Here is a 25,720-nt window from a genome sequence, read left to right as displayed (position 1 = left end):
TATGATAGATCGAGCAATTATACTCGGAGGGACCAGTCATATGAAAATGAGCAAACAGAATGCAGCACATTATATATGGGTGCACAGTGCGACGGTTGGCATCTCGTTCAAAATGAAACACTGAGCATTATTCATGAACGAATGCCCGCAGGAACGGCTGAAATACGACATTATCATTCGGTAAGCCGTCAGTTTTTTTTATCCTCAGCGGTGAAGCGTGTATGGAACTTAATGGAGAGACGTTTGTGCTGGAAACCCATGAAGGAATAGAGATTGTACCCGGAATGCCCCATCAGATGATGAATCGGAGCGACGAAGAAGTGGAGTTTCTTGTGATTTCCAATCCGGGTACCCGTGGGGACCGAATTGAACTGGATTCAATGTAGAGCAATTCATAAGATATTAATCTGATCATAAAGGAAGAGATAGATGAGACCGTTCCGAATTCGCCTTGCCATCATTATGATGGTGCTGATCGGCGTATCCGTCATTGTGGCTGGATATACGATGGGCAGAGTGTTTAAGACTACGCATATAGCCGCATTGGAGCAAACCATGGTGCGCGAGATTAATTTGCTCAAAGCAACTTTTCCATTCCATGATGCAAGTGATCCAACCTCGGAAGCCACACGAAAGTATTATTCAGATCGGGCGTTGGAACTGGATCGTCTGACGGATTCCCGGGTAACCTTCATCAATAAAGACGGCATGGTCATTGGAGATTCCGAGAGTGATCCGGCATCCATGGATAATCACTTGAACCGTGAGGAGATTAAGGGTGCCGTCGGAGATGGATACGGGCAATCCATACGTTACAGTGAGACATTGGGACAAGACATGCTGTATGTAGCACTACCTGTGAATTCGGATCAAAGTGACATGATTGAAATACCTAGCGGCAAATTTGATGGCTACATTCGTCTATCCATGAGTCTACAGGCTGTGGATCAAGGGCTTCAGCGTGGTTGGATGATTATGTTTGCTGCACTTGGGCTATTGTTCTTAATTGTCGCGTTTGTCAGTTATCGGGTTGCACGTGGATTAACCTCCCCGATTGAGCATATTACAAAAGTGGCCCATCGGATCACCAAGCTGGAATACGATGCCAGAGTTGATGTAACGCGTAGAGATGAGATCGGACAGCTGGGGCTTGCCATAAACGGAATGGCAGACAGCTTGCAGTCCCAACTGAAGACGATTCGTGACAATGAAGCGTTGTTACAGAGTGTCCTCGCGAACATGACCGGAGGTATTGTCATGATCGACGCAGGGCAATCTATTGCACTGGTCAATCGGGAAGCGGAGCGTATGCTTGGTATTCAAGCAGGAAAGGTTACGGGTAAGCCTTATACTGAATTGAAAAGACACTACGAATTAACTCGCACCATTGAAGAGAGTGTTGCACTGAAAGAACGGATGCATGAAGAAGTGAGTGTGTTCAACCCGGAGGAAAAACTGATCCGTATTGATGGAGTACCGATGTCCGAAGATGATGGTGGGTATCGAGGCATGTTGTTCCTGTTGCAGGACGTGACGGCGATTCGCCGATTGGAGTCCATGCGCAGTGAGTTTGTTGCAAATGTCTCTCATGAGCTCAAGACACCAGTTGCTGCGGTCAAAGGGTTTGCCGAAACGTTGCTCAGCGGCGGGGTACAGGATAAGGAGACAGAGCGATCATTCCTGAAAATCATCTATGATGAAGGAGATCGACTTAACCGATTAATCGGGGATATTCTGGAGTTATCCAAAATTGAATCGAAACGCGCACCGTTGCAATGCTCACCTGTGCATGTACACTCTTTCTTCGAAATGGTGCTGGGCACCTTGTCCAAGGTGGCGGAGAAAAAGCAAATTCGTCTGGAAATGCATGTTCCGGAGGAACTGTACATTGAAGCGGATGAGGACAAGATGAAGCAGATTTTCATCAATCTGTTATCCAACGGCATCAACTATACCCCCGATGGTGGACGAGTGAAGTTACAGGTGACGATGGATAATGATGATGAAGTTGTCTTTGCGGTGTCAGATACAGGAATTGGCATACCGAAAAAAGATTTGCCGCGAATCTTCGAACGGTTCTATCGTGTTGATAAAGGCAGATCCCGTAATTCAGGGGGCACAGGCCTTGGACTTTCCATCGTTAAACATCTGGTGGAATTGCATCATGGCAAATTGTCTGTAGAGAGTGAACTGGGCATGGGGACAACGTTCCGTGTGATCCTTCCATTCATTCAGGAAGAAGAGATGTAGGCGTCTGGTTAGGGCATGTCTCAAATTTCGCTGAAGTGCATCTTTTACCGCCTTTTCGCCCCCTGCTGCGTCACTTCCCCTTGACGTGCCCCGGCACGCCTGCGGAAAACTTCCTGGCTTGGAACGAAAATTCGGAAAAATCTGCTTCCTTCAGAATTTTCAGACACGCCCTATCAAAATGTAAAAAGTGTGTATTGTTTTACACCGCGTTAACAAATTAGTGCTATGATAGAAAAAGTGTTGTGGCAACAGACAACCTATGAAGAGAGAAGGGGTATCATGGCACAGCGTTTACTAGTTATTGAAGATGAACCTACATTATCAAGATTACTCACGTATAACCTGACACAGGAAGGTTATGACGTTACGGCAGAGGATCACGGATCTGCAGGATATGATCGGGCCTTGTCCCAGGAATTTGATCTCATTTTGCTGGATTTGATGCTTCCGGGCATGAATGGTCTGGACATTCTGAGCAAGTTAAGAATACAGGGTGTTAGTACACCGGTTATCATTCTGACGGCCAAGAACGGTGAAGCCGAGGTTGTACAGGGACTGAAATCAGGTGCCGATGATTATATTACCAAACCGTTTGGTGTATCTGAGTTGTTAGCCCGAGTGGATGCGGTATTAAGACGTTATTCCAATGGTGAAGATTTACCACAGCTTGAGGACAAGGATGGCTCACGAATTATTCTGGGAGAGCTGGAGATTTATCCTCTGAAATATGAAGTGACACTGGGTGGACAATCCATCAGTCTGCGTCCGAAAGAGTTCGAAGTACTTCTATATTTGGCCAAAAAGCCGGGTGTGGTACTGACAAGGGATGATCTGATGAACGCTGTGTGGGGCTTCGATTATATCGGAGGTCAACGAACCGTGGACGTTCACGTCAGTTCATTACGTAAAAAGCTGGAGCTGGACCCGGAATCGGTTCACATTGATTCGATTCGTGGTGTAGGTTATAAATTGGTTGTCAAAAGAAAAACTCCCCATCATTCAAGTTAGCAATGATCGGGGAGTTTTATTTTACGTTCGTTTAACATAAAGGAGGATTTTACTTTACGTAGAGGGAGTAGCATGGACTTATCTGGGTGATACTTTATACCTACATAATCTATCTCAAGACGGAGCTAATACGTAAAGGAGATTGCGCATTTATGCCCATGTTGCTCGAAGTGAAACCTGACCAGCCTCATGTTGTTTTACATAATGAAGAACTAACTACACCCATAATGGAGCAAACTGAAGTAGCACTAGTTGCTGAAGAATCTGTGATCCATTTGCATGACTATTATCGTCAGGTACCTGTCGCCGGAGTCCATACCACCTGTGGAGAAGCTGCCACGATGATGAATCAGGATCAGGAACACCCATGTATCGTATTGTGTGATGAGCAGATGGAACCCACTGGATTGTTAATGCGAGAGACGTTATATCGGATGTTAAATGGCCGTTTTGCGGCAGATCTATTCTACCGTAAGCCGGTCATACAAGTAGTGAATACATCTCCCGTTATTGCAGATATTCATATGGAAGCCGCAACGATTATTGATATCGCACTTGGACGGAATGAACAGCATTTCTACGATTGTCTGCTGGTTACGGAACAAGGCAGACTGCTTGGTGTGCTGACGATGCGAGACGTAATGTCCCTCTCTCGCAGACTGCAGCAGGCTGTTACGGAAGAGCGTATACGTACAGTAACCGAGAGCAGACAGGAGATATCCAGAATCAACAATGCGGTCACCAAGCTGGTGAATGCTGCGAATCAGACCGTTCATGAGGCCCGTGAGATCATGGCATTGTCCAAGCAGGGCGAAGAGAGTTTGAAGCACGTTGATGCTTCCTATAACCGGGTACATCAGCATATGGAAAGTCAAGGTCAACATGCGGATCACATGCTGAATTCGATCGAAACAGGCTCAGGCATGGCACAATCCATTCGCTCCCTGGCAGATCAAAGTGGTCTCCTCGCCCTGAATGCTTCCATCGAAGCAGCTCATGCCGGTGAATATGGACGAGGTTTTCAGATTGTTGCAGGCGAGATTCGAGCGCTCGCAAAACAGACCCGTGAGGTTGCGGGGAACATGTCTTCATTGTTAGAGAATATTGGTGGATTGACCCTTCAGACTGTTGAACTGGTTAAGGCAAGCGGAGCGGAGATTGACGACAGTTCGGTGCATGTCACCGCAGGGGGAGCAACGTTCCGACAACTGAACAGTGCGGTGAGAGATTTGTCTCGTATAGCAGAGGAGATCGCCATGGAAGGCGGAAAAGCTGGAGAAGTTGCAGAGCACATTCGTACGAAGCTGGATGAGATGGTTACGAATAGTGAGTAAACTTTAATGTAGTCAATAAGGCAGACATCAGGAATCAGATTGATCCATCAAGCAGATCATGAAGGTTAAGGATGTCTTTTTTACATTCCGTTAACATGAAAGTGATACTGTTTTTACAATGAAAGGGTAGGATATTAAAGATGGCCGAGCAGCGATGAAAGATTATCAGTATCGGTCTCAACGTAAAGGGAGTTTCCGTGTCCCTGCAGCGAAGGAGAAGTGAACATCCATGAAGGACCTCATTCACATTGAAAATCTTAATTTATATTATGATACGCATCACGCGCTTAAAAATATATCGATGGATCTGCCGGAAAAAACCGTTACTGCGTTCATCGGGCCGTCAGGTTGTGGTAAATCGACATTGCTTCGCACGTTAAACCGGATGAATGACATGATTCCGGGTGTTCGTGTGGAAGGACAGGTTATGCTGAATGGATCTGACATTTACAGTAATGAGATTGAAGTGGAGACACTGCGCAAACGAGTTGGCATGGTGTTTCAACAACCGAATCCTTTTCCAAAATCCATATACGATAACGTGGCTTATGGACCGCGCCTGCACGGGGTAACCCAAAAGGCTGAACTGGATCAGTTGGTGGAACAAAGTCTTGTCCATGCTGCATTGTGGGATGAAGTGAAGGATGTATTGAAAAAGTCGGCACTTAGTTTGTCTGGCGGACAACAACAGCGTCTCTGTATTGCACGGGCGCTGGCTGTACAGCCTGACGTTCTGCTGATGGATGAAGCAACGTCTGCACTTGACCCGATCTCCACATTGAAGATTGAGGAGCTAGTGAAAGAATTGCATCACAAGTACACGATCGTTATGGTTACCCACAATATGCACCAAGCGGCACGGGTATCTGGACGCACGGTATTTTTCCTGAATGGTGAAGTGGTGGAGGCAGCTGATACGGAGACGTTATTCTCCACACCGCAAGATTCCCGAACCGAGGATTATATATCTGGAAGGTTCGGTTAAGCGAGCTGAATTGGAATGATCCCGGCATACCCGGAGATGATGGATAAGGAGGACATGAAATCTATGATTCGCAGAAAAGAATTTGATCAGGAGCTTGAAGAGCTGCGTACCTTGCTCAAACAAATGGGTGAACATGTAGGAGCAGCATTGGATGGTGCTATTGAGAGTTTACAAACGATGAACGCGGAGAAAGCTCAGGTCATCATCAAGAATGATGCGAATCTGAATGCCCTTGAAGACAAAATTATGGAACTTGGCTCCAAACTGATCATCACACAACAGCCGGTGGCAAAGGATCTCAGACGTATTATCGTGGCATTCAAAATCTCCAGTGATCTGGAGCGTATGGGAGATCTTGCGCTCGACGTGGCGAAGGTGACACTCCGGATGGATGGACAGAAGCTGATTAAACCTTTGGTGGATATCCCGCAAATGGCAGAAATCGTGAAATCCATGATTGATGAATCCATCGAATCTTTCCTGAAAGAAAACACAGACCTGGCCTATAAAATGGCTCAAACGGACGATCAGGTGGACCAACTGTATAGCCACATGATCAGTGATCTCTACACGTTAATGTCAGAGCATCCGAATCAGGCTTCTCAGGCTATGCTGCTGATGATGGTTGGGCGTTACATTGAACGTATTGGCGATCATGCAACCAACATTGGTGAGAGCACGGTATACCTGGTGACAGGTAAACGTCCGGATCTGAATCAATAGAAGAGCATTACTTTGGAATTGGGGAATCAGTACTGATTAAGTAATGCAATCATATGAATGAAAAAGGACTTTCTCTCAGGTAGGCTGTGTACAGCTGTCTGTGGAGAAGGTTCTTTTTTGTGATTAAATGTGAAGTGAAAGAGGCTATTCTTTTTGATGTGACAGGTGGGTATGGTATCATGAGAGTAGATGTAATCTGAAGAGGTTGACCATATAATACGCGAGGTGCTGGAATGGACAAGTTTATTCTCATAGATGGAAATAGCATTATTTACAGGGCGTTTTTTGCAATGCCGCCTCTGACCAACTCGAAAGGTCTGCATACCAATGCGGTATATGGCTTCACTACGATGCTGCTGAGACTGCTTGAAGAGCATAAACCTACACATGTTATGGTTGCTTTTGATGCAGGCAAAATCACGTTCCGCCACGAAGGGTATCAGGAATACAAGGGTGGACGGGAGAAAACACCACCAGAGTTGTCAGAGCAATTCCCTTTGCTCAAGGAACTGTTGAAAGGACTTGGCATTGCTCAGTTTGAGCTCGCTGGATTTGAAGCGGATGACATCATCGGAACGTTAACCAAACGCGCAGATGAAGCGGGTAGACAGGTGCTCGTTGTATCGGGTGACAAAGATATGCTGCAGCTTGCTTCCGAACATGTACATATCGGGCTGACGCGTAAAGGGGTAACCGATATTGAGCTGTATGATCCTGCTCAGATTAAGGAGCGTTATGGTCTGACGCCGCTGCAAATCATTGATCTCAAGGGTCTGATGGGCGATGCGTCCGATAACATTCCAGGCATTCCCGGGGTTGGAGAGAAAACAGCGTTGAAGCTGCTGCACCAGTTCGGATCGGTAGAGGATGTACTGAACGGCACAAGTGAGCTGAAAGGCAAGATGAAAGAAAAGATCGAGGCCCATGCCGAAGATGCCCGGATGAGCAAACAACTCGCGACGATTCACCGGGAAGTTCCGCTGGAGCAGACGTGGGAGGATATGCAATTCGCTGGATTAAAAGAAGAACATGCTGGCCCTGCACTAGCTAAGCTGGAATTCAAATCTCTGCTCGAACGCCTGTCGTTCAGTGGCAGCATCGGTTCTGAACAGGAAGCGGTCCCTGCTGCCGAGGTGGAGTCTTCCATTGCAACAGAGGACAACATCAGTGAGCTGTTCAGTTCACTGGATTCCATTGATGTCCTCCACGTGGAGACACATGGGGATAACCCGCACCAAGCGAAATTGATTGGACTTGCTGTAGGTTCTGCTGGAACATATACGTTCATATCTCCCGAATTGCTTCATTCCGAAGCTGCCGCTCCAGTGCGGGCATGGCTTGGTAATTCAGACCAGCCAAAGCGCGGTTATGATCTTCATCGTGTAGACCTGGCCCTGCATGCACATGGCATTGAATTTGCTGGTGCGTCATTTGATGTACAACTAGCTGCGTATTTGCTTGATCCAACGGAATCCAATCAGACGATTAGTGGACTCACGACCAAGTATGGTCTGCCTTCGCTTGTGGAGGATGACACGGTTATGGGCAAAGGGGCCAAGTACAAGGTACCGGAAGTGGAGATTTTGGGTGATTTCCTATGCCGAAAGGCTGCGGCAGTAGCAGCCATTATTCCACTTCAGGAGCAAGTGCTGGAAACCGATGAGATGAATTCGCTGTTCCATGAACTGGAGATGCCGTTGTCACGTATATTGGCGGACATGGAGAAACAGGGTATCAAGGCCAATACAGCCGATCTACAGGCTTTGGGCAGTGAGTTTGAAGAACAGATCAGCAGGTTGATGGCTGAGATCTACAAGCTGTCAGGAACGGAATTTAATCTGAATTCACCAAAGCAACTGGGTGAGATTTTATTTGATAGACTGGGCTTGCCAGTGGTGAAGAAAACAAAAACGGGTTATTCCACAGATGCGGAAGTATTGGAGAAATTGGCTCCTTATAATGATGTGGTCAAGCATATTCTGCAATATCGTCAGCTTGCCAAGCTGCAATCCACTTATGTGGAAGGATTGCTCAAAGAGATATCCAATCGGGATGGCAAGGTGCATACGTATTATCGTCAGACCATTGCTGCAACGGGACGACTTAGCAGTCAATTCCCGAACTTGCAGAACATTCCGATTCGGATGGAAGAAGGTCGCAAAATCCGGAAGGTATTTGTTCCTTCCGAGCCAGGATGGTCCATTTTGGCAGCAGACTATTCCCAGATTGAACTGCGAGTACTGGCCCACATTTCGGACGATGAGCGCTTGAAGGAAGCGTTTGTCAACGATATGGATATTCATACAAAGACAGCTTCGGATGTATTCGGCGTGAAGCCTGAGGATGTGGATGGGGATATGCGTCGTTCCGCCAAGGCAGTTAACTTTGGTATCGTGTATGGCATAAGTGATTATGGTTTATCACAGAACCTGCATATTACACGTAAAGAGGCTGCGCAGTTTATTGATCAGTATTTTGAAGTGTTCCAGGGTGTCCGCCGATACATGGATGACATTGTGAAGGAAGCTCGTCAGGATGGTTACGTCAAAACGCTGTTGGAACGTCGTCGCTACCTGCCAGAGATTAATGCCAGTAACTTCAATCTGCGTTCCTTCGCAGAGCGTACGGCGATGAATACACCGATTCAGGGAACAGCGGCAGATATCATCAAGCTGGCCATGGTACAGATGGATGAAGCGCTACGGGAACGCAAGTTGAAGAGCCGTATGTTGCTTCAGGTGCACGATGAACTTGTATTCGAAGTGCCTGCGGATGAATTGGAACTGATGAAAGAGTTAGTACCATCTGTTATGGAAAAAGCGTTGGAACTGTCGGTTCCGCTGAAAGCAGAAGTCAGCTTTGGTGATAACTGGTACGAAGCGAAATAAATCAAGTGCCGTGCGGTTTTTCCGGTATTTTACAAAAGGCCTTTCCATGTTTGAGATATAAGAAAAGGGTCCCGCTGAGCGCCATCTTCCGTTATAATATAGGGGAGGTGAGAACATCATGCCGGAATTACCGGAAGTCGAAACAGTCAGAAGAACATTGAATCAACTTATTGTGGGCAAAACGATTGATCATGTTACCGTTAGCTTGCCGCGGATTATTCAGCGGCCGGACGACATAGATGCATTTGCAATGGAACTCGCGGGACATACCGTCATTGGGGTGGAGCGCCGCGGCAAGTTTTTGCGTATTTTGCTGGACGGGCTGGTGCTTGTCTCCCATCTGCGGATGGAAGGAAGGTACGGTGTGTACGAGCAGCATGAAGATGTGGAGAAACATACACATGTGATCTTCCATTTTAATGATGGTACGGAATTGCGTTATAAGGATGTGCGTCAGTTCGGTACGATGCATCTGTTCAATGCAGGTGAGGAACTGGTGTCCAAACCTTTGCTTAAGCTGGGACTGGAGCCGCTTGATCCCGCCTTTACGGTAACTGCATTCCGCGAGGCGGTTGGCAAGCGTACAACCAAAATCAAGGCTGTGCTTTTAAATCAGGCATATGTGGTCGGTATCGGGAATATTTATGTGGACGAGGCTCTATTTCGCGCAGCTATCCATCCCGAGACGATTGCCAAGACACTGACCGAAGCTCAGTTAACGGTGCTTCATGAAGCGATTGTGGCTACGTTGCAAGATGCAGTGAATGCAGGTGGATCTTCCATCAAGTCCTATGTGAATGGACAGGGTGAGATGGGGATGTTCCAGCATCAACTGAAAATCTATGGACGCAAATCAGAACCTTGTACAACTTGTGGTACGTTAATTGAAAAAACGGTGGTTGGTGGCCGTGGCACGCATTTTTGTCCGAACTGTCAGCTGTTGTAACATGAACTGAATGAACGAAATGATGAAATCATAGCACCCTTGGATTCCTCCCTCCATATACTGATATGGCAGAAATAAGCGGGCGTATACCCATACTGGCATCTTCAGTTGGCACGAGTACCGCACAGAGGAGGAGTCCGGGGTGCTGCATCATTTTATTTCATTGCTGGCGCTTGCTTTGGCGCTTAGTTTAGATGGTTTTGGAGTCGGGATTACATATGGGTTACGGAGGACTAAGATTCCCCTGTTATCTATCGCTGTTATTTCGATCTGTTCGGGATTGGTTATTGCCTTGTCGATGCAAGTAGGTGTGATGTTGTCCCATGTGGTGTCACCGGATATCGCTTCGATCGTGGGAGCCGTCATATTGATAGGTATTGGTGCATGGTCACTGTTGCAACTAATTCGAAAGCAAGGCAAAGAACAGCTGGAAACAGACACTGGAATGGGTGAGGGAACAGAAGCAAAGGTAACTGGAGTGGGAGAAGCACAAGAGAGACTGTCGGATTCAAAGGGCAGGAATCAGGTGCTCGCACTGGATCTGGAGCAGTCGGCTTCAAATGGATCACTGGAACGAATGGTATTTACACTGGAGCTGCGCAAGCTGGGCGTTGTCATTCAGATCCTTCGCAGTCCCTCCAAGGCGGATATGGATAACTCGGGGAGTATATCTGCTCAAGAAGCGATGTGGCTGGGTATTGCCTTGTCTCTGGATGCGTTTGGAGCAGGTTTGGGAGCGGCACTTCTGGGATTCCCTACACTATGGACAGCACTCATTATTGCACTGTTTAGTGGGGCGTTTCTGTCACTCGGCATGAAGGTTGGCCTACGATTCTCAGCTCTGCGCTGGATGCGAAGACTGTCTGTATTGCCAGCGCTAATGTTAATGATTATGGGAATAATGAAGTTGTTATGAGGTGAAACGATGAATATAGGCTTAACCGGCGGGATCGCGACAGGCAAAAGCAGTGTTTCCGCCTATCTCGCCAGTAAGGGAGCGTTGCTCATCGATGCAGACGTTATTGCCCGGGAAGTTATGATGCCTGGGCATCCCGTGTTGGCCGCCGCTGTTAAGCGGTTTGGACAAGCCATACTGAACGAAGATGGAACAATGGATCGGAAAAAGCTTGGGAGTATTGTTTTCGAACAACCAGAGGAACGAAAGGCATTGGAGGCTATCACACATCCGGCGATCCGAAAAGAGATGCGCGAACGGGCTGCTGCATACGCGTTGCAACATCCGGATAAACTTGTGGTATCTGATATTCCTTTGCTCTACGAATCAGGTCTGGAGGACGGTTTTGAGGAAGTCATGGTTGTATATGTCCCGAGATCGGTGCAACGAGATCGCTTGATGAGTCGGGATGGAATGACTGCAGCACAGGCTGAGGCTCGAATGGATGTACAGATGGATATTGAGCGCAAAAAACAGCTGGCAGACATTGTTATCGATAACAGCGGCTTATGGTCTGCGACGGAACAGCAAATTGACTCATATCTACAGCGTAAGGGTTTGTTATGAGAATATTGCGTAAGAAACGTGTATTGCTGTTGATGTTTGTTTCCTTTGTACTGGTGTTATTTCTGAATACAAACTGGATGGCATGGTTCTATCCCATACATTATAAGGAAGAGATCCGTGCCCAATCTCAGAGTTATGAGGTTGATCCGTTTCTGATTGCTTCCATTATCAAGGTGGAGACCAATTTTAAGACAAGCAAGGAATCCAAACGAGGTGCCATTGGGCTCATGCAACTGATGCCGGACACGGCGAACTGGATACTGGAACAAGCCAAAATTCCCGACACTTCGCTGGAGGAATTAAAGCACGAGCCAGAACGAAATATTCAGTTAGGCACATGGTATCTGCGGAATCTGTCCGATCAATTTGATGGCAATGAAGCAGTTATGATCGCTGCCTATAATGCGGGTCCAGGCAAAGTAAACAGTTGGCTTAGAGATGGTGTATGGGATGGCTCGTTCGATACGGTGAAAGATATTCCGTTTGGTGAGACGCGTCACTATGTACAAAGAGTCATTTACTATTATAATCAGTATGTAAAGATCTATAATACGTTCTAAGTATATAAGTAGAAGCACAGAGCAGGCCGGTTATTCACCGGCCGCTCCATGCTCCTCTGTGTAGCGTATTACGATGCAGATATTATTGGTATTGACCTGCCAATTGCTGTTCTGCAATTGTTACCAGACGCTTCGTGATGTATCCACCGATCGAACCGTTCTCGTAAGAAGTCATGTTACCTTGGTATCCGTCTTGTGGGATGCTGATTCCGAGTTCTTGAGCAACTTCATATTTCATTTGCTCGAGTGCTGCGGAAGCTTTAGTTACCACCAAGTTGTTGGAGTTACCATTGCTTTGTGCCATTGCTGTTCACCTCCTCGCGGGTTGGTAAAAGTATTATGTGTCGGCAATGCGTTTTTCATTACAAAATCAGTACAGGGAATATGTGGTAAAAAGTAAAACGTGGGAAGTGATCTGTTTTGAAGTGTCCTTATTGCGGTTATATGGGTACCAAAGTGCTTGATTCGCGTCCGGCCAACGAAGCAAAATCCATTCGTCGTCGCCGTGAGTGTGAGCAGTGTGCCCGAAGATTTACAACGTTTGAGATGATTGAGGAGACTCCACTGATCGTCATTAAGAAAGATGGCAGTCGTGAAGAGTTCAGCCGGGACAAAATTCTCCGTGGGCTTATTCGTGCCTGTGAGAAACGTCCAGTCTCCGTAGAGACCCTGGAGATGATGGTATCTGAAGTGGAGAAATCTCTGCGTAATACAGCCGATGCTGAAGTTGAGAGTCGCCAGATTGGTGAGCTGTTGATGGAACAGTTGTTTCCAGTCGATGAAGTGGCGTATGTCCGTTTTGCGTCGGTATACCGCCAGTTCAAAGATATCAATATGTTCATGAAAGAACTGAAATCCCTGTTGTCCAAAGACGATCTGGAGGATTAGTGAAGTTGGTAAAGGGAGAAGAGCAGTCTGGAGTTCCAGTCCGTGTGTACCAGAGAAATCGGTTGTTCTTCTCCAATCACTTTGGATCTTGAGAAAGTGATTGACAGCGAAAGCTGGATTTTATATGATATAGGAGTCGCCTGTGGAACGTAGCAGTGTTGGACAAGTTATCTATTTCATATCCTGGGGCCTTAGCTCAGCTGGGAGAGCGCATCGCTGGCAGCGATGAGGTCAGGGGTTCGATCCCCCTAGGCTCCATAATCAAGAATGCCATCACATTATTGTGATGGCGTTTTTTTGTGCGTGAAATAAATCAAAACATGCATTAATTAATTAGAATTTTTTGGACTTGGGGATGAATATTCTAGATGCAAAAATAGAGGGTTTAAAGTCCTGACTGTGGAGTTGTCAAAAAAAGTACAGTTTGAAAACAAGGAGACCCTACCGGCTGGATATTGTCCAGTCGGTAGGGTCTCCATTTTTCTGTATACGCTTTCAGTCAGCCAGATATTCGACGAATCTTACAAAGATCGTGGCTACTTCGGCACGGGTGGCGGTGGCTTTGGGAGCAAAGAAGTTGTCCGGCTTGCCTACTACAATGCCGGTGCCCCGCAGCGCCTGAACGGCCTCCAACGCCCAAGAGCTGATCTCACTCTCGTCCGTGAAGGACTTAGCGTGGCTTTCAGGCAGCTCATAGCCCTTGTACTTCATGTAGTTGTATAGTATCACCAGCATCTGCTCGCGCGTCATCGGTGAATTGGGGTCAAACAGGTTTGCGTTTGTACCGTTGACTATGCCTTTTTCGGCCGCCCACTCAGCTGCCGCGGTGTACCATTGCCCGTCCGTCACGTCGTTAAAGCGGGAACTCGTGTAGCTGGAGAGGTTTACGTTCTCAAGATTGGCCAGTACCTGCACGAACATTGCACGTGTCATTGCGGTGCCGGGTGAGAACGTTGTGGACGTCGTGCCGTTGAAAAGATCGTATGTGTAGGCGAAATTTATATAGCTGTAGAACCAGTCGTCCATGTTGGCATCCCTGAAAGGATTGCCCGATATCACGAGGAAGCCCAGTGGGGTGGCGTCATCAACCGCCAGCTCCGTACCCTCACGGATGTTCAGCGACATGCCGTTATCTAAGCTAACTTTTGCGCCGCTCGGTCCTATCACAACCGCTCCGCCGCTCCGTATCTTCGATCCGCCATGGATATCCACACGGTTGCCGTTTGGCAGGTTCACATGCGCGTCTTTGCCGCCTACTGTAACCGTACCGTCGCTCGCGATCGTCGAGCCTCCCGAAATGGTCACTGTGCTGTTGCCGCCGGGTAGTGTCACTTCGGCGCTCTTGTCTGCCGGAATGGTTACCTTACCGTTTGAGTCTATCGTTGTGCCTTCAGGTACCTTAATCTTCGTCCCGCCTTTGGTCGCAATCTCGCCGCCACCGGGGAGGGTGGTGTTGCCGTTTTTGTCTGTGACCGCGGGCTTATCCTTCGGTGTATTCACTGTGTAGGTCGACTTCAACGTTCCAGCGTCTGTCCCGGTGCCCGTATTGTCGGTGTTGCCCGTATTACCGATGTTGCCGGTATTTCCGGTGTTTCCGGTGTTGCCCGTATTGCCGCCAGAATCAGGCACAGTGGGAGTCGTCGTCTTCATCGGCGTCGTCGTTGCACTGATCTCCGCGCCGTCGCCCTTTGCATTCACCGCGATGATGGTGAAGTTGTAGCCTTGGCCGTTTGTCAGGTTCTTAAAGGTATATTTGGTCTCCGTCGCATCCAGTGTGACCGGCGTCACGTTGCCATACCATACCTTGTAGCCCAATATCGCACTGCCACCGTCGTCAGCAGGGGCGGTCCAGCTCAATGTGACCTGTCCGTCACCGGCTGTCGCTTTGAAGCCGCTCGGAGCACCGGGCACGACCGGTTTTCTCTGCGCGAACATCCAATCAAAGACGTCTGTGTAGTCATTGTTCCAAGCTGGCAAGTTAGAGGACTGCGCCGTGGGAGCTATGCTCCAATTCCCCATAGTTATCTGGTTGTAAAGAACCGCAGCTTCAACTTCGTGCGCTATGTAATCAGCCAGAACAGGTGTGTTGGCCGGATTCGGCCTCAGATTCGGCTGATCAAATTGATTGTAGGGCCACGTAAGGACCTCATTACTCTCAAAGCGCGAAGCCCTCGCGTTGATCATTTTCGGCATATTGTTATTGATAAAGTTATTGAGGTTAGTCTGGTAGCCTCCAACATTATGAGCATTTAAAAACATCCAATAGGCCAGGTTGTTGTGAGCGTCATTGTCCTTAGCGTTTGGTGAACCGCTTACCGGGGCCATAGGTGCGGCGGCAGCGAAGAAGCCAGGGTAGCTGTTAACTAAGTTGTTCGTATACTGGCCGCCCCAGGAGAAGCCTGCTGCGTAAACACGATTAGGGTCTACTTCGCCGCTGGCAATCAGGGCGTCTATGACCTTCTTAACATTCTCGGTTGAGGGAACAGATACGCCATTATAGGAAATATTCAGTACATGGCTGGCGTACTTGTCAGGATTTTTCTCCATTTTTTTCATTAGAGCGACCGAGCCGTTGGCGGATTTCATGGCCGCTTTTTGGTCTGTCGCAGCGTTTGTACCGCCGCGTGACATGCCGTGAGTATAAACATACAGCGGCAATCCTTTGATCACTTTACCGTCTTCATCCTTGTGTAGGTAGAGCGAGCGATTGACCGAATTGTCCGTGAATGTTGTAAACTTGTCAAGGATCGGATTCACAACTTTGTCCTGTTCAAAAACCACGTTGCGAAGTGGACTCCCCTCTGTCAGTACGATCTCTCCGTTTGGGACGATGTTGTAAACCTGCTTTGTCGAGTTACTGCTGCCATCCAGCGTTGTTTTGCCGCCGCTCGCTGAATAAAACTCAGACTCAACTACGATGTAACGGCCACTTGCCAGTCCGTCCTGATAATCCGGTGAATTGCTTACTGGCCCCAGATAGCCGCGTACTTTCGGCTCGTCATTAGCGTATACCCTTGTGATTTTGCGTGGTCCTTCAAAGGTCACTGCTTCGCCGTTCAGGGTTGTGTTCCTAGCCGATAAGGCAAACAAGTCCGGATTAAGCGCGGAGCCTAACGCTGCCTTCCCCTCGCCTAAGTCGATGATGACAGCCGTTGTGTACTCGCCACTGGCGAAGTTGTCATTCCATACAACAAAGGGAAGTAGCCCCGCGTCCGGATCGTTTTTGAATGTTACGTGAATGGTATGGTCAGCCTCAATATTCGAAAAGGTATAAGTGCCAGCAGATAGAGTCACGGTCTCGCCGTCTACCGTTACGGTATCCACCATTTTGCCGGAATCGGGGGTAAACGTAAATTCTTTGTTAGAGTCCCGATCTACTCTCAGAACATCGCCAGGTGGGTTCGGCGTTATTCGGCCGCCCGGTCCCGCAGTGGCGGTGATTGAGAATCTGGTGTCCACTTCATTGGCTAAAGAGAGCTGCAGGCTGTCTGTAAAAGAAGCAGCGCTGGTGTAAGCCGCGTCCGGATCTCCGAAACTGGAAACGACTTCATAGCGGTCACCGCCCTTTTCCGTTGAGTTATTGATATAAACCTCAAAGGTAAGCTTGCCCTCCTCCAAGGTCAAGGTTCTTTTGGGTATTCTCATCTCCACGATATATCCTGTTTCCGTGATCTGGGTCCATGCAGCTCTGCCCGGAGCGGCCTGCCCTGAGAACACGCCCGTCGCGCTGACGCGCCATTGGTTTGAGCCTCCGGTTCCGGTGCCGACATAAAACTCCAGACTGTCGTACTGGTGATCTCCGCCAGCTCCCTGATATAGATTACTGTCATTCACAACTACTCGGGAATACAGGTAGTCATGGTCCCAAAGGATTTTGGCTGTGCCCGTGGCATGGGGTCTGGGATCGGCGGGCACAGTGCTTTTGTTGATGTGATGCTCCATGGTCTGGCCCCAGAGTGGGTCGTTTGACCCGAGTTCGGGAGTTCCAAAAATGGCGGTGGGTGTTTCATTCGCTTCTGCGTTCTCGATGTTGTCAGTGGCGGCGGCATAGCTGGTAGGCATTAGCGACGCCACCATTACCAAGCAACAGAGGAACGCGAGCATTCTGCTAAATCGTTTTGGCATAAATGAAAATCCTCCTTATTTTTCGATGCGGTACGCCCACGGCTTACCGCATCGTATTTGGACACGTTGTCCATATGACAAGCGCCCAACTATATATATTATGTTTATCAGGCGTTCAATCCTTTAATTTAAACATAGAGTATATTTAGAATGAAAACGATTACTTCGAAGTATAGGGATAGTGTTGAAGTTTGCTTGAATTGCAATAAAAAAATCCACCTTATTAACAAGATACTACATTGAATTGGAAGTGTTGAAGATGTAATATGAGAAGAAATGTAAGCGCATTCTTTTTTTTTAAAAAACGTATCTCTATTTCCTTGAGCGAGGTGGTCTGGTTTTATAGGTGAGAGATATGGGTTGTATGCTTCTGAAAATTAATCGAAGGGAAGAATGCTATGCGGAAGCAAATTACAATCCTAATGTTAGTTTTACTTATGACCTTCAGTAGCTGGTTTAATCTTGTTCTGCCATTTAGCAATCAAGCTTCAGCGGACACAATAACACCAACGATGTTGGCGCATTATCCATTGCTTGAGGATGTACAGGATATGTCAGGTAATGAAAAGCATGGAACGGCCGTAGGAGACATTACGTACACCGATGGTCTCACTTTACCTGGGGGAACAGATAGTAATACAAACTACGTTCAGCTTCCTACTGGTTTGTTTGATCATCAAGAAAATACAACGATATCTGTATGGACCAAGAGCAACACTGGAAGTGGGAACTACTCAGCATTATTCTACGGTACTCCAGCAGCTGGCAATAACTTGCCAACGAATTACTGGATGTTTAATCCATCGAATCCAGGTGGTGATTTTAAGTCAGTATTTACGAATAACAATAATGTTGACCAGCCTTGGACGACTGAGGTAGGAGTATCAGGCACTTCTACGTCACCGTACGAAGGTCAATGGGTTCACTATACGACGGTCATTACAGAACGCTCTATTACAGGTTACATTAACGGTGTTCGTATAGGCACGACCGCCAAAGAGAAAACAACAGCAAGCTTTGGTACGGATTTGCATGCTTACATCGGTCGCTCCAATTATTTAGGGGATGCTACTTTTGCGGGTAGCTTTCAAGATTTAAGAATTTACAGAGAGGCACTAAATAATGAAGATATCGCTGTAGTATATGAACAATCGTTTAATGAAAAGCAAGTACAACAAGGCAAAATAGAGTTAACGTTAGGAGACATATCAGCAGTTACAGAATCTCTTGAACTGCCTACTGAAGATAAGAATGGCGCAATGATCTCATGGACTTCTAGTGATGAGAGTGCGATTAGTCCAACTGGGGAAGTGTTCTTACGAGAAATGGAGCAACAAGTGACGTTAACTGCAACCATTTCTTTAGGTGGAAGCCAGGCAACGAAGGAGTTCATGGTTACCTTACTACCTAAGGATGACTCTGTTGAGCAGATTGCCGTTAAGAATGTCTTGCTTAATGAATCTACAATTATTTTATCAGTGGGGGACAGCGAGACATTAGTGGCTACTATTTCACCTTCAAATGCAACGAATAAAAGAGTTATCTGGACATCTAGTGACTCCAGTGTAGCGATTGTCAATTCAACGGGTAAAGTTACAGCTGTTAGTGAAGGTACAGCCACAATTACGGTACAGACGGAAGATGGAGAGTTTACAGCTACATCAGCCGTTACGGTTAAAGGAAAATCGCTAAAAGATGATCTTATTCTTCATTACAACATGAAAACGACTGAAGAAGTAGACGGTCAACTCGTACTGAAGGATGTTGCCAATAAGGCAGTTACATTTGACGGAATATTTAGAAATCCAAATAATGGACAATTCATTTCAAACAGTGAGGTTGGCTTTGTCTCCTTCAATGGTGGAAGCTCTACATCTAATAGTGGGCATGTTGAGATTCCTAAGGGCTCAAATGGATTAGATCTACTACACGGTCTGAATGAGATTACAGTATCTTCAATCGTGAACTGGACGAATGATGGGACGAATCGCTGGATCTTCGGTTTGGGTACTGTATTAACACCAGAAACAAACAAATATTTCTTCGTAACACCACGTCACGGTAGTGGATCAGGTAATATGATTGCCACAGGTATCTCTAAAAATGGCTGGCCGAACGAAGCATTAGTTACAGGTAGCACAAACTCAAACCTTATCGGTGGACAGTGGAAGCATGTAACGGTGTCCTTCTCCGAAGCTAGCAATAGGATAACGTTATTCGTGGATGGAGCTAAGGTTGCTTCGGGTAATGCAAAGGGACTAAAGCTGTCAGAAATTATTAATCCGGATGCTACTTTCTCTGGCTTTATCGGTAAATCAATCTTCTCAAACGATCCATACCTTCAAGGTAGCGTAGCTGATTTTCGAGTATATGATCGCGCGTTGACAGACCAAGAAGTAGGCGAGTTATATCAACAAGAAGGAGCAACTCACATCTCAAAAATACGTCAGCTGACTGTTGATGATGCAGCGAATCAACTCAACATCAGTCGTTACTTAGGTGAAGGCGATAAAAGCACCGATAAGATAACAAGAAACGTTACATTACCGACAAGCGGTAAAAACGGCGTGAGCATTACTTGGAGTTCCAGTCATCCTACTGTCATTTCTAACCATGGCACTGTACAACTTCCAGCTGTTGAAGCAGGTAATGTTCAGGCAGAGCTTACGGCTACTTTAACGTATCAAGGAGTATCAACTACAGCTGTATTCCCTGTTACGATCTTGAAGCAATTCGATGATCAGCAGAAGGTTGATCTGGACGCTGAACAAATAGAGATCTACAATGCTGACAACGTTAAAGGTAACTTACGTCTTGTTGCTACAGGTGAACAAGGCTCCACAATTACATGGGTATCTAGCAGACCGGCAGTTATTAAAGGAACGGCTGAAGCGGCTGGTAACGCTACACAGCTAGGCTGGGTAAGCCGTCAAGCTACGGATACGCCTGTTACGCTAATAGCTACAATTACGAATGGTGCAGCTTCTAAACAGCTTACGTTTAACGTTACGATTAAACAAGCAGCAGCGCCAGTTCAGCTTGATGCTTACTTTTTTGCGTACTTTACAGGTGAATATGAGGGTGGTGAAGAGATATCCTTCGCTACAGCTGAAGATCCATTGTTCTGGAAAGCGCTGAATAACGGTAAGTCGATCCTTCAATCCGATATGGGTGAAAAAGGACTTCGAGATCCATTCGTTATTCGGTCACCAGAAGGGGATAAATTCTATATGCTGGCAACCGATTTGAAAATGGGCGAAAGTACAAATTTCGACCAAGCTCAAATTACGGGTAGTCATTACATGATGATTTGGGAGTCGGAGGATCTCGTTCATTGGAGCGAGCAGCGTATGATCGAGGTTGCTCCTAAGACTGGAGGAAATACGTGGGCACCAGAAGCTATCTATGATCCAGTAACTGGAGAGTATATCGTATTTTGGGCATCATCGATGAAAAACACAGAGACATATGGTGATTATAATGGAAGACCTGCAGGTCAGTACAATGTGATGTACTACGCAACAACAAGAGACTTCTACAACTTCTCTGAGCCAAAGGTCATGATTGATGAGTCACTTCCGACCATTGATACGACGTTTATTGAGCATAATGATATGTTGTACCGATTCACCAAATCAGAAGTGAATACTAAAGTGTATGTGGAGAAAGCACCAACTTTTTACTATGACAAGGACAATATTGCAGCTAACGGCCTTCAATACGACGCTGTTCTTGGTACACGTGATAATAAACTTGGCTTGATCGGAAATAATGGAAACAACGAAGGGCAAACGATTTTTAAAGATAATAATAAAGACAAATGGTATCTGTTCCTTGATTCATGGCCATATCATGTCCGATATACAACAGATCTGGATAGTAGCACGCAATATATGAACAATGTGTTAAGTAGTGATCAATATGCACTTCCGCCAGGCCCACGACATGGAACGGTGATTCCAATCTCACGTGCAGAGTATAATGCTTTGCAGGAGAAGTATGCATGGAAAGGTCCAGCACCATCAACAGACCCGGTTGTACATTACTCATTCGATGCTAATACAGTGAATGGTACAACGGTGAATGACATTTCTGGCAATGGTCATCACGCAACACTAGTAGGTGGAGCAACGATTAATGAAGAGGATCGTATCGGTAAAACGGGTGGTGCACTAGAGCTTAATGGATCAACAGGATATGTGAAGCTGCCAGATAACTTGATTCAATCCTTGAATCTTGAGAAGGCTACGTTCTCTACCTGGGTTCAAATGGACAGAAATCAAGCAAATCAAAGAATATTTGATTTTGCTTCCGACACAGGCAGACAGGTTAACCGCAACACCATGTACTTGAGCACACAAGGTGATACAGGTAGTCTAGAGTTTGCTGTGGTAACACCTTTTACAGAGAAATTTAGCAATGACAGCACGCGACTGGGATCAGAATATAAATATGCGGTGAGAAATTCCGGGTTATTACCAACGAAGACTTGGCAGCATGTTGCAATTACAATGGATGAATTTGATGCCGTATTGTATGTGAATGGTCAAGAGGTTAAACGTAGCTCGACATTTAACGTTGAGCCGAGAATGTTACTGGAAACAACGATGAATTATATTGGTAAATCGAGAAACAGCTCTCATAGTTTATTTGATGGTAAATTTGATGATTTCCGTATTTATAATCGTGCATTATCCGTTGAAGAGATTGCAACATTAGCTGATGAAGACGTTACTCCTCCAGTAGAGCAGCCATCTGGGGCAGAGCTCATTCTTCACTACAACATGGATGATATTGATGGTGCAACGGTTATTGACCAAACAGGAAACTTCAATGGAAAATGGATGAATCCGTCTAAAGCAGAATGGATTCGTACACAAGATGCTGGTGTACTAAGCTTTACTGGTGGCACAACTAACTCTTATGTAGAACTGCCACAAGGAGTTCTCGATGGATTAACGGATATGACCGTTTCATCCATTGTGAACTGGAGCGGTAAAAACGCTGCCGAGTGGTTATATGCATTAGGAAGACCAGACAATAATACGCACTATACGTACTTCACACCACGTTATAACGCTAACGGTCTAGCTCGCCTTGGTATCGCGACGAATGCTTGGAATAATGAGTCTTCAACTTCTACCACAGGCTTAAAGAATAATGAATGGAAAGTCGTTACGACTGTTGTTTCAGGCACGGATGGTACACTAACGCTTTATATCGATGGTGTTGCTGTTGCATCAGGCTCAACGAATGGAATGACACTAGAACAAATAAAAAATACTTCAGGCAGTAGTGGAACCATCGGTAAGTCATTCTATACAGCTGATCCATACTTCGGCGGGTTGATTGCAGACTTCCAAATCTATGATGGTGCTATGACTGCGGCAGATATTACATCACTTAAGGCTCATGCAGATCAGAAGATTGCTTTGATGGCGGGCATGCTTGTATCGGCTGCGACAGAGAAATTAACGATTCATGATCTTCTTGCTTCTAATGCATCAAAAGATGCGATTATAAGCAATGTAACATTGCCAACATCAGGTGCTTATGGCACAACAATAAGCTGGACTTCAGATAAGGGGAATGTCATCTCAACTACAGGTGTCGTAACTAGACCAGCTAACGCAACAGGTGATCAAGTTGTAACGTTAACAGCAGTATTTACAGATGGTACAGAGACAGTTAACAAAACTTTTCAGTTGACGGTTAAGGCATTGCCAAACGATGTCACTTCTGTAGATGAAGCAAAAGCAGCACTAGTCGTTCATAACATTAATGATGTAAGAGGTCATATATCATTACCAACATCTGGACTATATGGAACAACGATTACTTGGGCTTCTGCTCAACCAAACGTTGTTTCAGTTACTGGAGAAGTAAAACGTCCGGCACACGGTAGTGGAAATGTAGACGTGAAGCTTACAGCTACGATTACATTAAATTCAGCATCCACTACGAAGGAATTCATTGCGAAGGTGAAGGAATTGCCTGCTGATGAAAAATATGCGGGATACTTTTTCACATATTTCACTGGAGAAGGTACCGCAACAGGGGAGCAAGTATACTTTGCACTAAGTAACGGTAATGATCCGTTGAACTGGCGAGAATTGAATAATGGTAAACCTGTATTGACCTCTACCTTAGGGGAGAAGGGGGTACGTGATCCGTTCATTATTCGTTCGCCTGAAGGTGATAAGTTCTACATGATCGCTACCGATCTGAAAATTAACGGCAATGGTAACTGGGGCAGAGCACACACATGGGGCAGTCGTTCCATTATGGTTTGGGAATCGAATGATCTAGTCAATTGGACAGATCAACGCATGGTAGAGGTTGCACCGGAAGAAGCGGGTAATACATGGGCACCAGAAATTATGTACGACAACACAACAGGTGAATATATCGTATTTTGGGCATCAAGAATGTTTGATGACGCATCCCATACAGGCGATGCTTATCAAAAAATGATGTATAGCAAGACAAGAGATTTCTATACGTTTACTGAACCGCAAGTATATTTGGATTATGGATATTCAATCATTGACACAACGATGATTGAGCATGAAGGAAAAGTGTATCGCTTTACGAAAGATGAGCAAAACAACGGAGCTTCTGCTCCATTTGGCAAGATGATCTTCCAAGAGGTGGGTGACTCGATCTTAGATCCAACCTTCAAGATGATTAATCAAGGCGTTGGTAACATCAAATGGGTTGAGGGTCCAACGATCTTCAAATCGAATACAGATGAAAAATGGTATTTATTCGTAGATGAGTTTGGTGGAAGAGGTTATGTTCCATTCGAGACAACAAATCTTGCATCAGATGTCTGGACATTATCTTCTAACTACAACTTACCAGCTAGTCCGCGTCACGGAACGGTAATTCCAATTACACAAAGTGAGTATGATGCACTCAACGGGAAGAACGTACCCGTTAGCGGAATTAGCTTGGACAAAACGACGTTGTCCATCGTAGAAGGTCAATCAGGGCAATTGACAGCTACGGTAACACCAGCTAATGCAACGAAAAAAGCAGTAACATGGAGCTCTAGCAATACAGCTGTAGCGACTGTAAGTGCGACAGGTCAAGTAACAGCGGTGGCACCAGGAACCGCAAGGATTACAGTAACTACAGTGGATGGTGGTTTATCATCAAGCGCTACGGTAACGGTAACACCATTGGTTGATGGAACACCACAAGCACCAAACAGTGGTAATGGAAATGGTGGCGTTGACGGTAACATTCCTGCACCTACAGTACCAACAGCTCCAGGTGGAAATGAGCCAGTGGTCATAGACAACGGCCAAATAAACATTAAACCAGTTGTAAATGAGAGCGGTACTTCTGAAGTGAAGTTAAGTGCGGATACAATGAAGCGTGCGCTTGATCAAACGACAGGCGGTAAGTTACACATGCAAGTTGAAGCTGATGCAAGCTTGAACGGGCTAACGATGGAGCTCGCAGTAGATGCGCGCTTAACAAGTGGATCTTCTACGGTAGATCGCATCGAGATCAACATAGGCTCTGCAGTTGTAACAGTGGCAACCGAACTGCTTGGAACAGGAACAAGTGCAGGGAAAACGTTAGGATTGTCGATTAAGAAAATTGCAGCTAATCAACTGCCAGCTGGCGCACAAGCTCAGCTGAACGGTGAGGTCGTATACGATATCGAGCTAACGATTGATGGTAAGAAACTTACACAGTTTGATGGCAGAGATGATCTCGTGATTGAATTGCCATACACACTAAAGGCTAACGAAAATCCAAACAACGTCGTAGTATACGATGTGAAGGACAACGGAGAGCTAAGAGTCGTGACGAATGGTAAATACAATGCAGCGACAGGAAAAGTAGAGTTCAAGCCAACGTATCTGAGCAAGTATACGGTAGCGTATGTTGCAACGAGCTTTAAGGATGTGACTCAAGACTGGGCGAAGGATGCGATCTCAGCATTGGGGGCAAGAGGCATTGTGAAGGGTGTAGGTGACGGCGAGTTTAATCCGAATGGTCAAGTGACAAGAGCAGAATTCATCACCATGCTGATGAAGTTGTTTGAGCTATCGGATGAGAGCGCAACGACAAGCTTTAGTGATGTGAAGCAAGGAGAATGGTACCATGGAAATATCGCAACCGCGCAGAAGCTGGGGATTGTGAACGGGAAACCAGATGGACGATTCGGAGTTCATGAGAACATTACGCGAGAAGATATGGCGGTTATGGTATACAAGGCGATCCAAATTAAGCAACTAGCGTTAGCAAGTGGTGAAGCTACAGCCTTCAAGGATGAAGCAAACATCGCAAGTTATGCGAAGCAAGCGGTAGAGGCAATACAGGGAGCAGGCATAATAAACGGTGTAGGTAACGATGAGTTTGCACCGAAAAAGAATGCTAGCCGTGCAGAAGCAGCAGTGATGATCTATAATTTGTTGGGTTTGATGTAGACACATTAAGTATAGAGCAACGCCATCACATTACGTGATGGCGT

The 25,720-nt window shown here is 46.2% G+C and carries 14 protein-coding genes, 1 tRNA gene and 1 pseudogene; 14 read left to right on the top strand and 2 right to left on the bottom strand.

Translation table 11 applies throughout. The features are described from left to right. The first annotated feature begins 40 nt into the window (after positions 1-40). The 11 genes and pseudogenes from C170_RS12385 to C170_RS12335 all read left to right on the top strand — a co-directional run bounded on the left by C170_RS12385 (position 41) and on the right by C170_RS12335 (position 12,216). Positions 41-386 (top strand): annotated as a pseudogene (locus C170_RS12385) (cupin domain-containing protein). A gap of 43 nt (positions 387-429) precedes the next feature. Beyond that, positions 430-2,250, top strand: coding sequence for a two-component system histidine kinase PnpS (gene pnpS, locus C170_RS12380; protein ID WP_036609824.1), 1,821 nt, complete (start codon positions 430-432; stop codon positions 2,248-2,250). A gap of 279 nt (positions 2,251-2,529) precedes the next feature. Beyond that, positions 2,530-3,258: a response regulator transcription factor gene (locus C170_RS12375; protein WP_036609823.1), complete on the top strand. Its 729-nt coding sequence runs from the start codon at positions 2,530-2,532 to the stop codon at positions 3,256-3,258. Positions 3,259-3,410: 152 nt separating this feature from the next. Next, the gene (locus tag C170_RS12370) at positions 3,411-4,592 is read left to right on the top strand and encodes a methyl-accepting chemotaxis protein (protein WP_036609822.1); all 1,182 of its coding nucleotides are present in this window, start codon (positions 3,411-3,413) and stop codon (positions 4,590-4,592) included. A gap of 229 nt (positions 4,593-4,821) precedes the next feature. After that, positions 4,822-5,577: a phosphate ABC transporter ATP-binding protein PstB gene (gene pstB / locus C170_RS12365; protein WP_036609821.1), complete on the top strand. Its 756-nt coding sequence runs from the start codon at positions 4,822-4,824 to the stop codon at positions 5,575-5,577. A gap of 63 nt (positions 5,578-5,640) precedes the next feature. Continuing rightward, on the top strand, positions 5,641-6,300 hold the full coding sequence (phoU, locus tag C170_RS12360) for a phosphate signaling complex protein PhoU (RefSeq protein WP_036609819.1): 660 nt from the start codon (positions 5,641-5,643) through the stop codon (positions 6,298-6,300). Between the two features lie 233 nt (positions 6,301-6,533). Next, on the top strand, positions 6,534-9,188 hold the full coding sequence (gene polA, locus C170_RS12355; protein ID WP_036609817.1) for a DNA polymerase I: 2,655 nt from the start codon (positions 6,534-6,536) through the stop codon (positions 9,186-9,188). A 118-nt stretch (positions 9,189-9,306) separates the two neighbouring features. Continuing rightward, positions 9,307-10,134 (top strand): DNA-formamidopyrimidine glycosylase, encoded by an 828-nt coding sequence (gene mutM, locus C170_RS12350; RefSeq protein WP_036609815.1) that lies wholly within the window; start codon positions 9,307-9,309, stop codon positions 10,132-10,134. A 142-nt stretch (positions 10,135-10,276) separates the two neighbouring features. Continuing rightward, positions 10,277-11,050, top strand: coding sequence for a manganese efflux pump (locus tag C170_RS12345; protein WP_036609813.1), 774 nt, complete (start codon positions 10,277-10,279; stop codon positions 11,048-11,050). A 9-nt stretch (positions 11,051-11,059) separates the two neighbouring features. After that, on the top strand, positions 11,060-11,656 hold the full coding sequence (gene coaE, locus C170_RS12340) for a dephospho-CoA kinase (protein WP_036609811.1): 597 nt from the start codon (positions 11,060-11,062) through the stop codon (positions 11,654-11,656). After that, positions 11,653-12,216: a lytic transglycosylase domain-containing protein gene (locus C170_RS12335; RefSeq protein ID WP_036609809.1), complete on the top strand. Its 564-nt coding sequence runs from the start codon at positions 11,653-11,655 to the stop codon at positions 12,214-12,216. The genes coaE and C170_RS12335 overlap by 4 nt, the downstream gene beginning before the upstream one ends. Before the next feature lie 82 nt (positions 12,217-12,298). On the opposite strand, the gene C170_RS12330 is transcribed toward C170_RS12335, so the two are convergent. Further along, positions 12,299-12,520 (bottom strand): alpha/beta-type small acid-soluble spore protein, encoded by a 222-nt coding sequence (locus C170_RS12330; RefSeq protein WP_017689472.1) that lies wholly within the window; start codon positions 12,518-12,520, stop codon positions 12,299-12,301. A gap of 116 nt (positions 12,521-12,636) precedes the next feature. Here C170_RS12330 and nrdR point away from each other — a divergent pair, with 116 nt between their 5' ends. Further along, positions 12,637-13,104 carry a transcriptional regulator NrdR gene (nrdR, locus tag C170_RS12325; protein ID WP_036609807.1) on the top strand — a complete coding sequence of 156 codons (468 nt, stop codon included), beginning with the start codon at positions 12,637-12,639 and terminating at the stop codon, positions 13,102-13,104. A gap of 185 nt (positions 13,105-13,289) precedes the next feature. Then, positions 13,290-13,362 (top strand) — tRNA-Ala (locus C170_RS12320). Between the two features lie 237 nt (positions 13,363-13,599). Here C170_RS12320 and C170_RS12315 read toward each other — a convergent pair. After that, entirely contained in the window at positions 13,600-17,229 is a 3,630-nt protein-coding gene (locus C170_RS12315) for an S-layer homology domain-containing protein (RefSeq protein ID WP_036609805.1), read from the bottom strand. A 398-nt stretch (positions 17,230-17,627) separates the two neighbouring features. On the opposite strand from C170_RS12315, the gene C170_RS12310 reads away from it, so the two are divergent. Beyond that, positions 17,628-25,676 (top strand): immunoglobulin-like domain-containing protein, encoded by an 8,049-nt coding sequence (locus C170_RS12310; protein ID WP_036609803.1) that lies wholly within the window; start codon positions 17,628-17,630, stop codon positions 25,674-25,676. The last annotated feature ends 44 nt before the right edge of the window (positions 25,677-25,720 follow it).

The organism is Paenibacillus sp. FSL H7-689 (genome assembly GCF_000517905.1).
GTDB classification, from domain to species: domain Bacteria; phylum Bacillota; class Bacilli; order Paenibacillales; family Paenibacillaceae; genus Paenibacillus; species Paenibacillus amylolyticus.
Note: the sequence above shows the minus strand (reverse complement) of the source record. Positions and strands in the feature narration are given on the sequence as shown.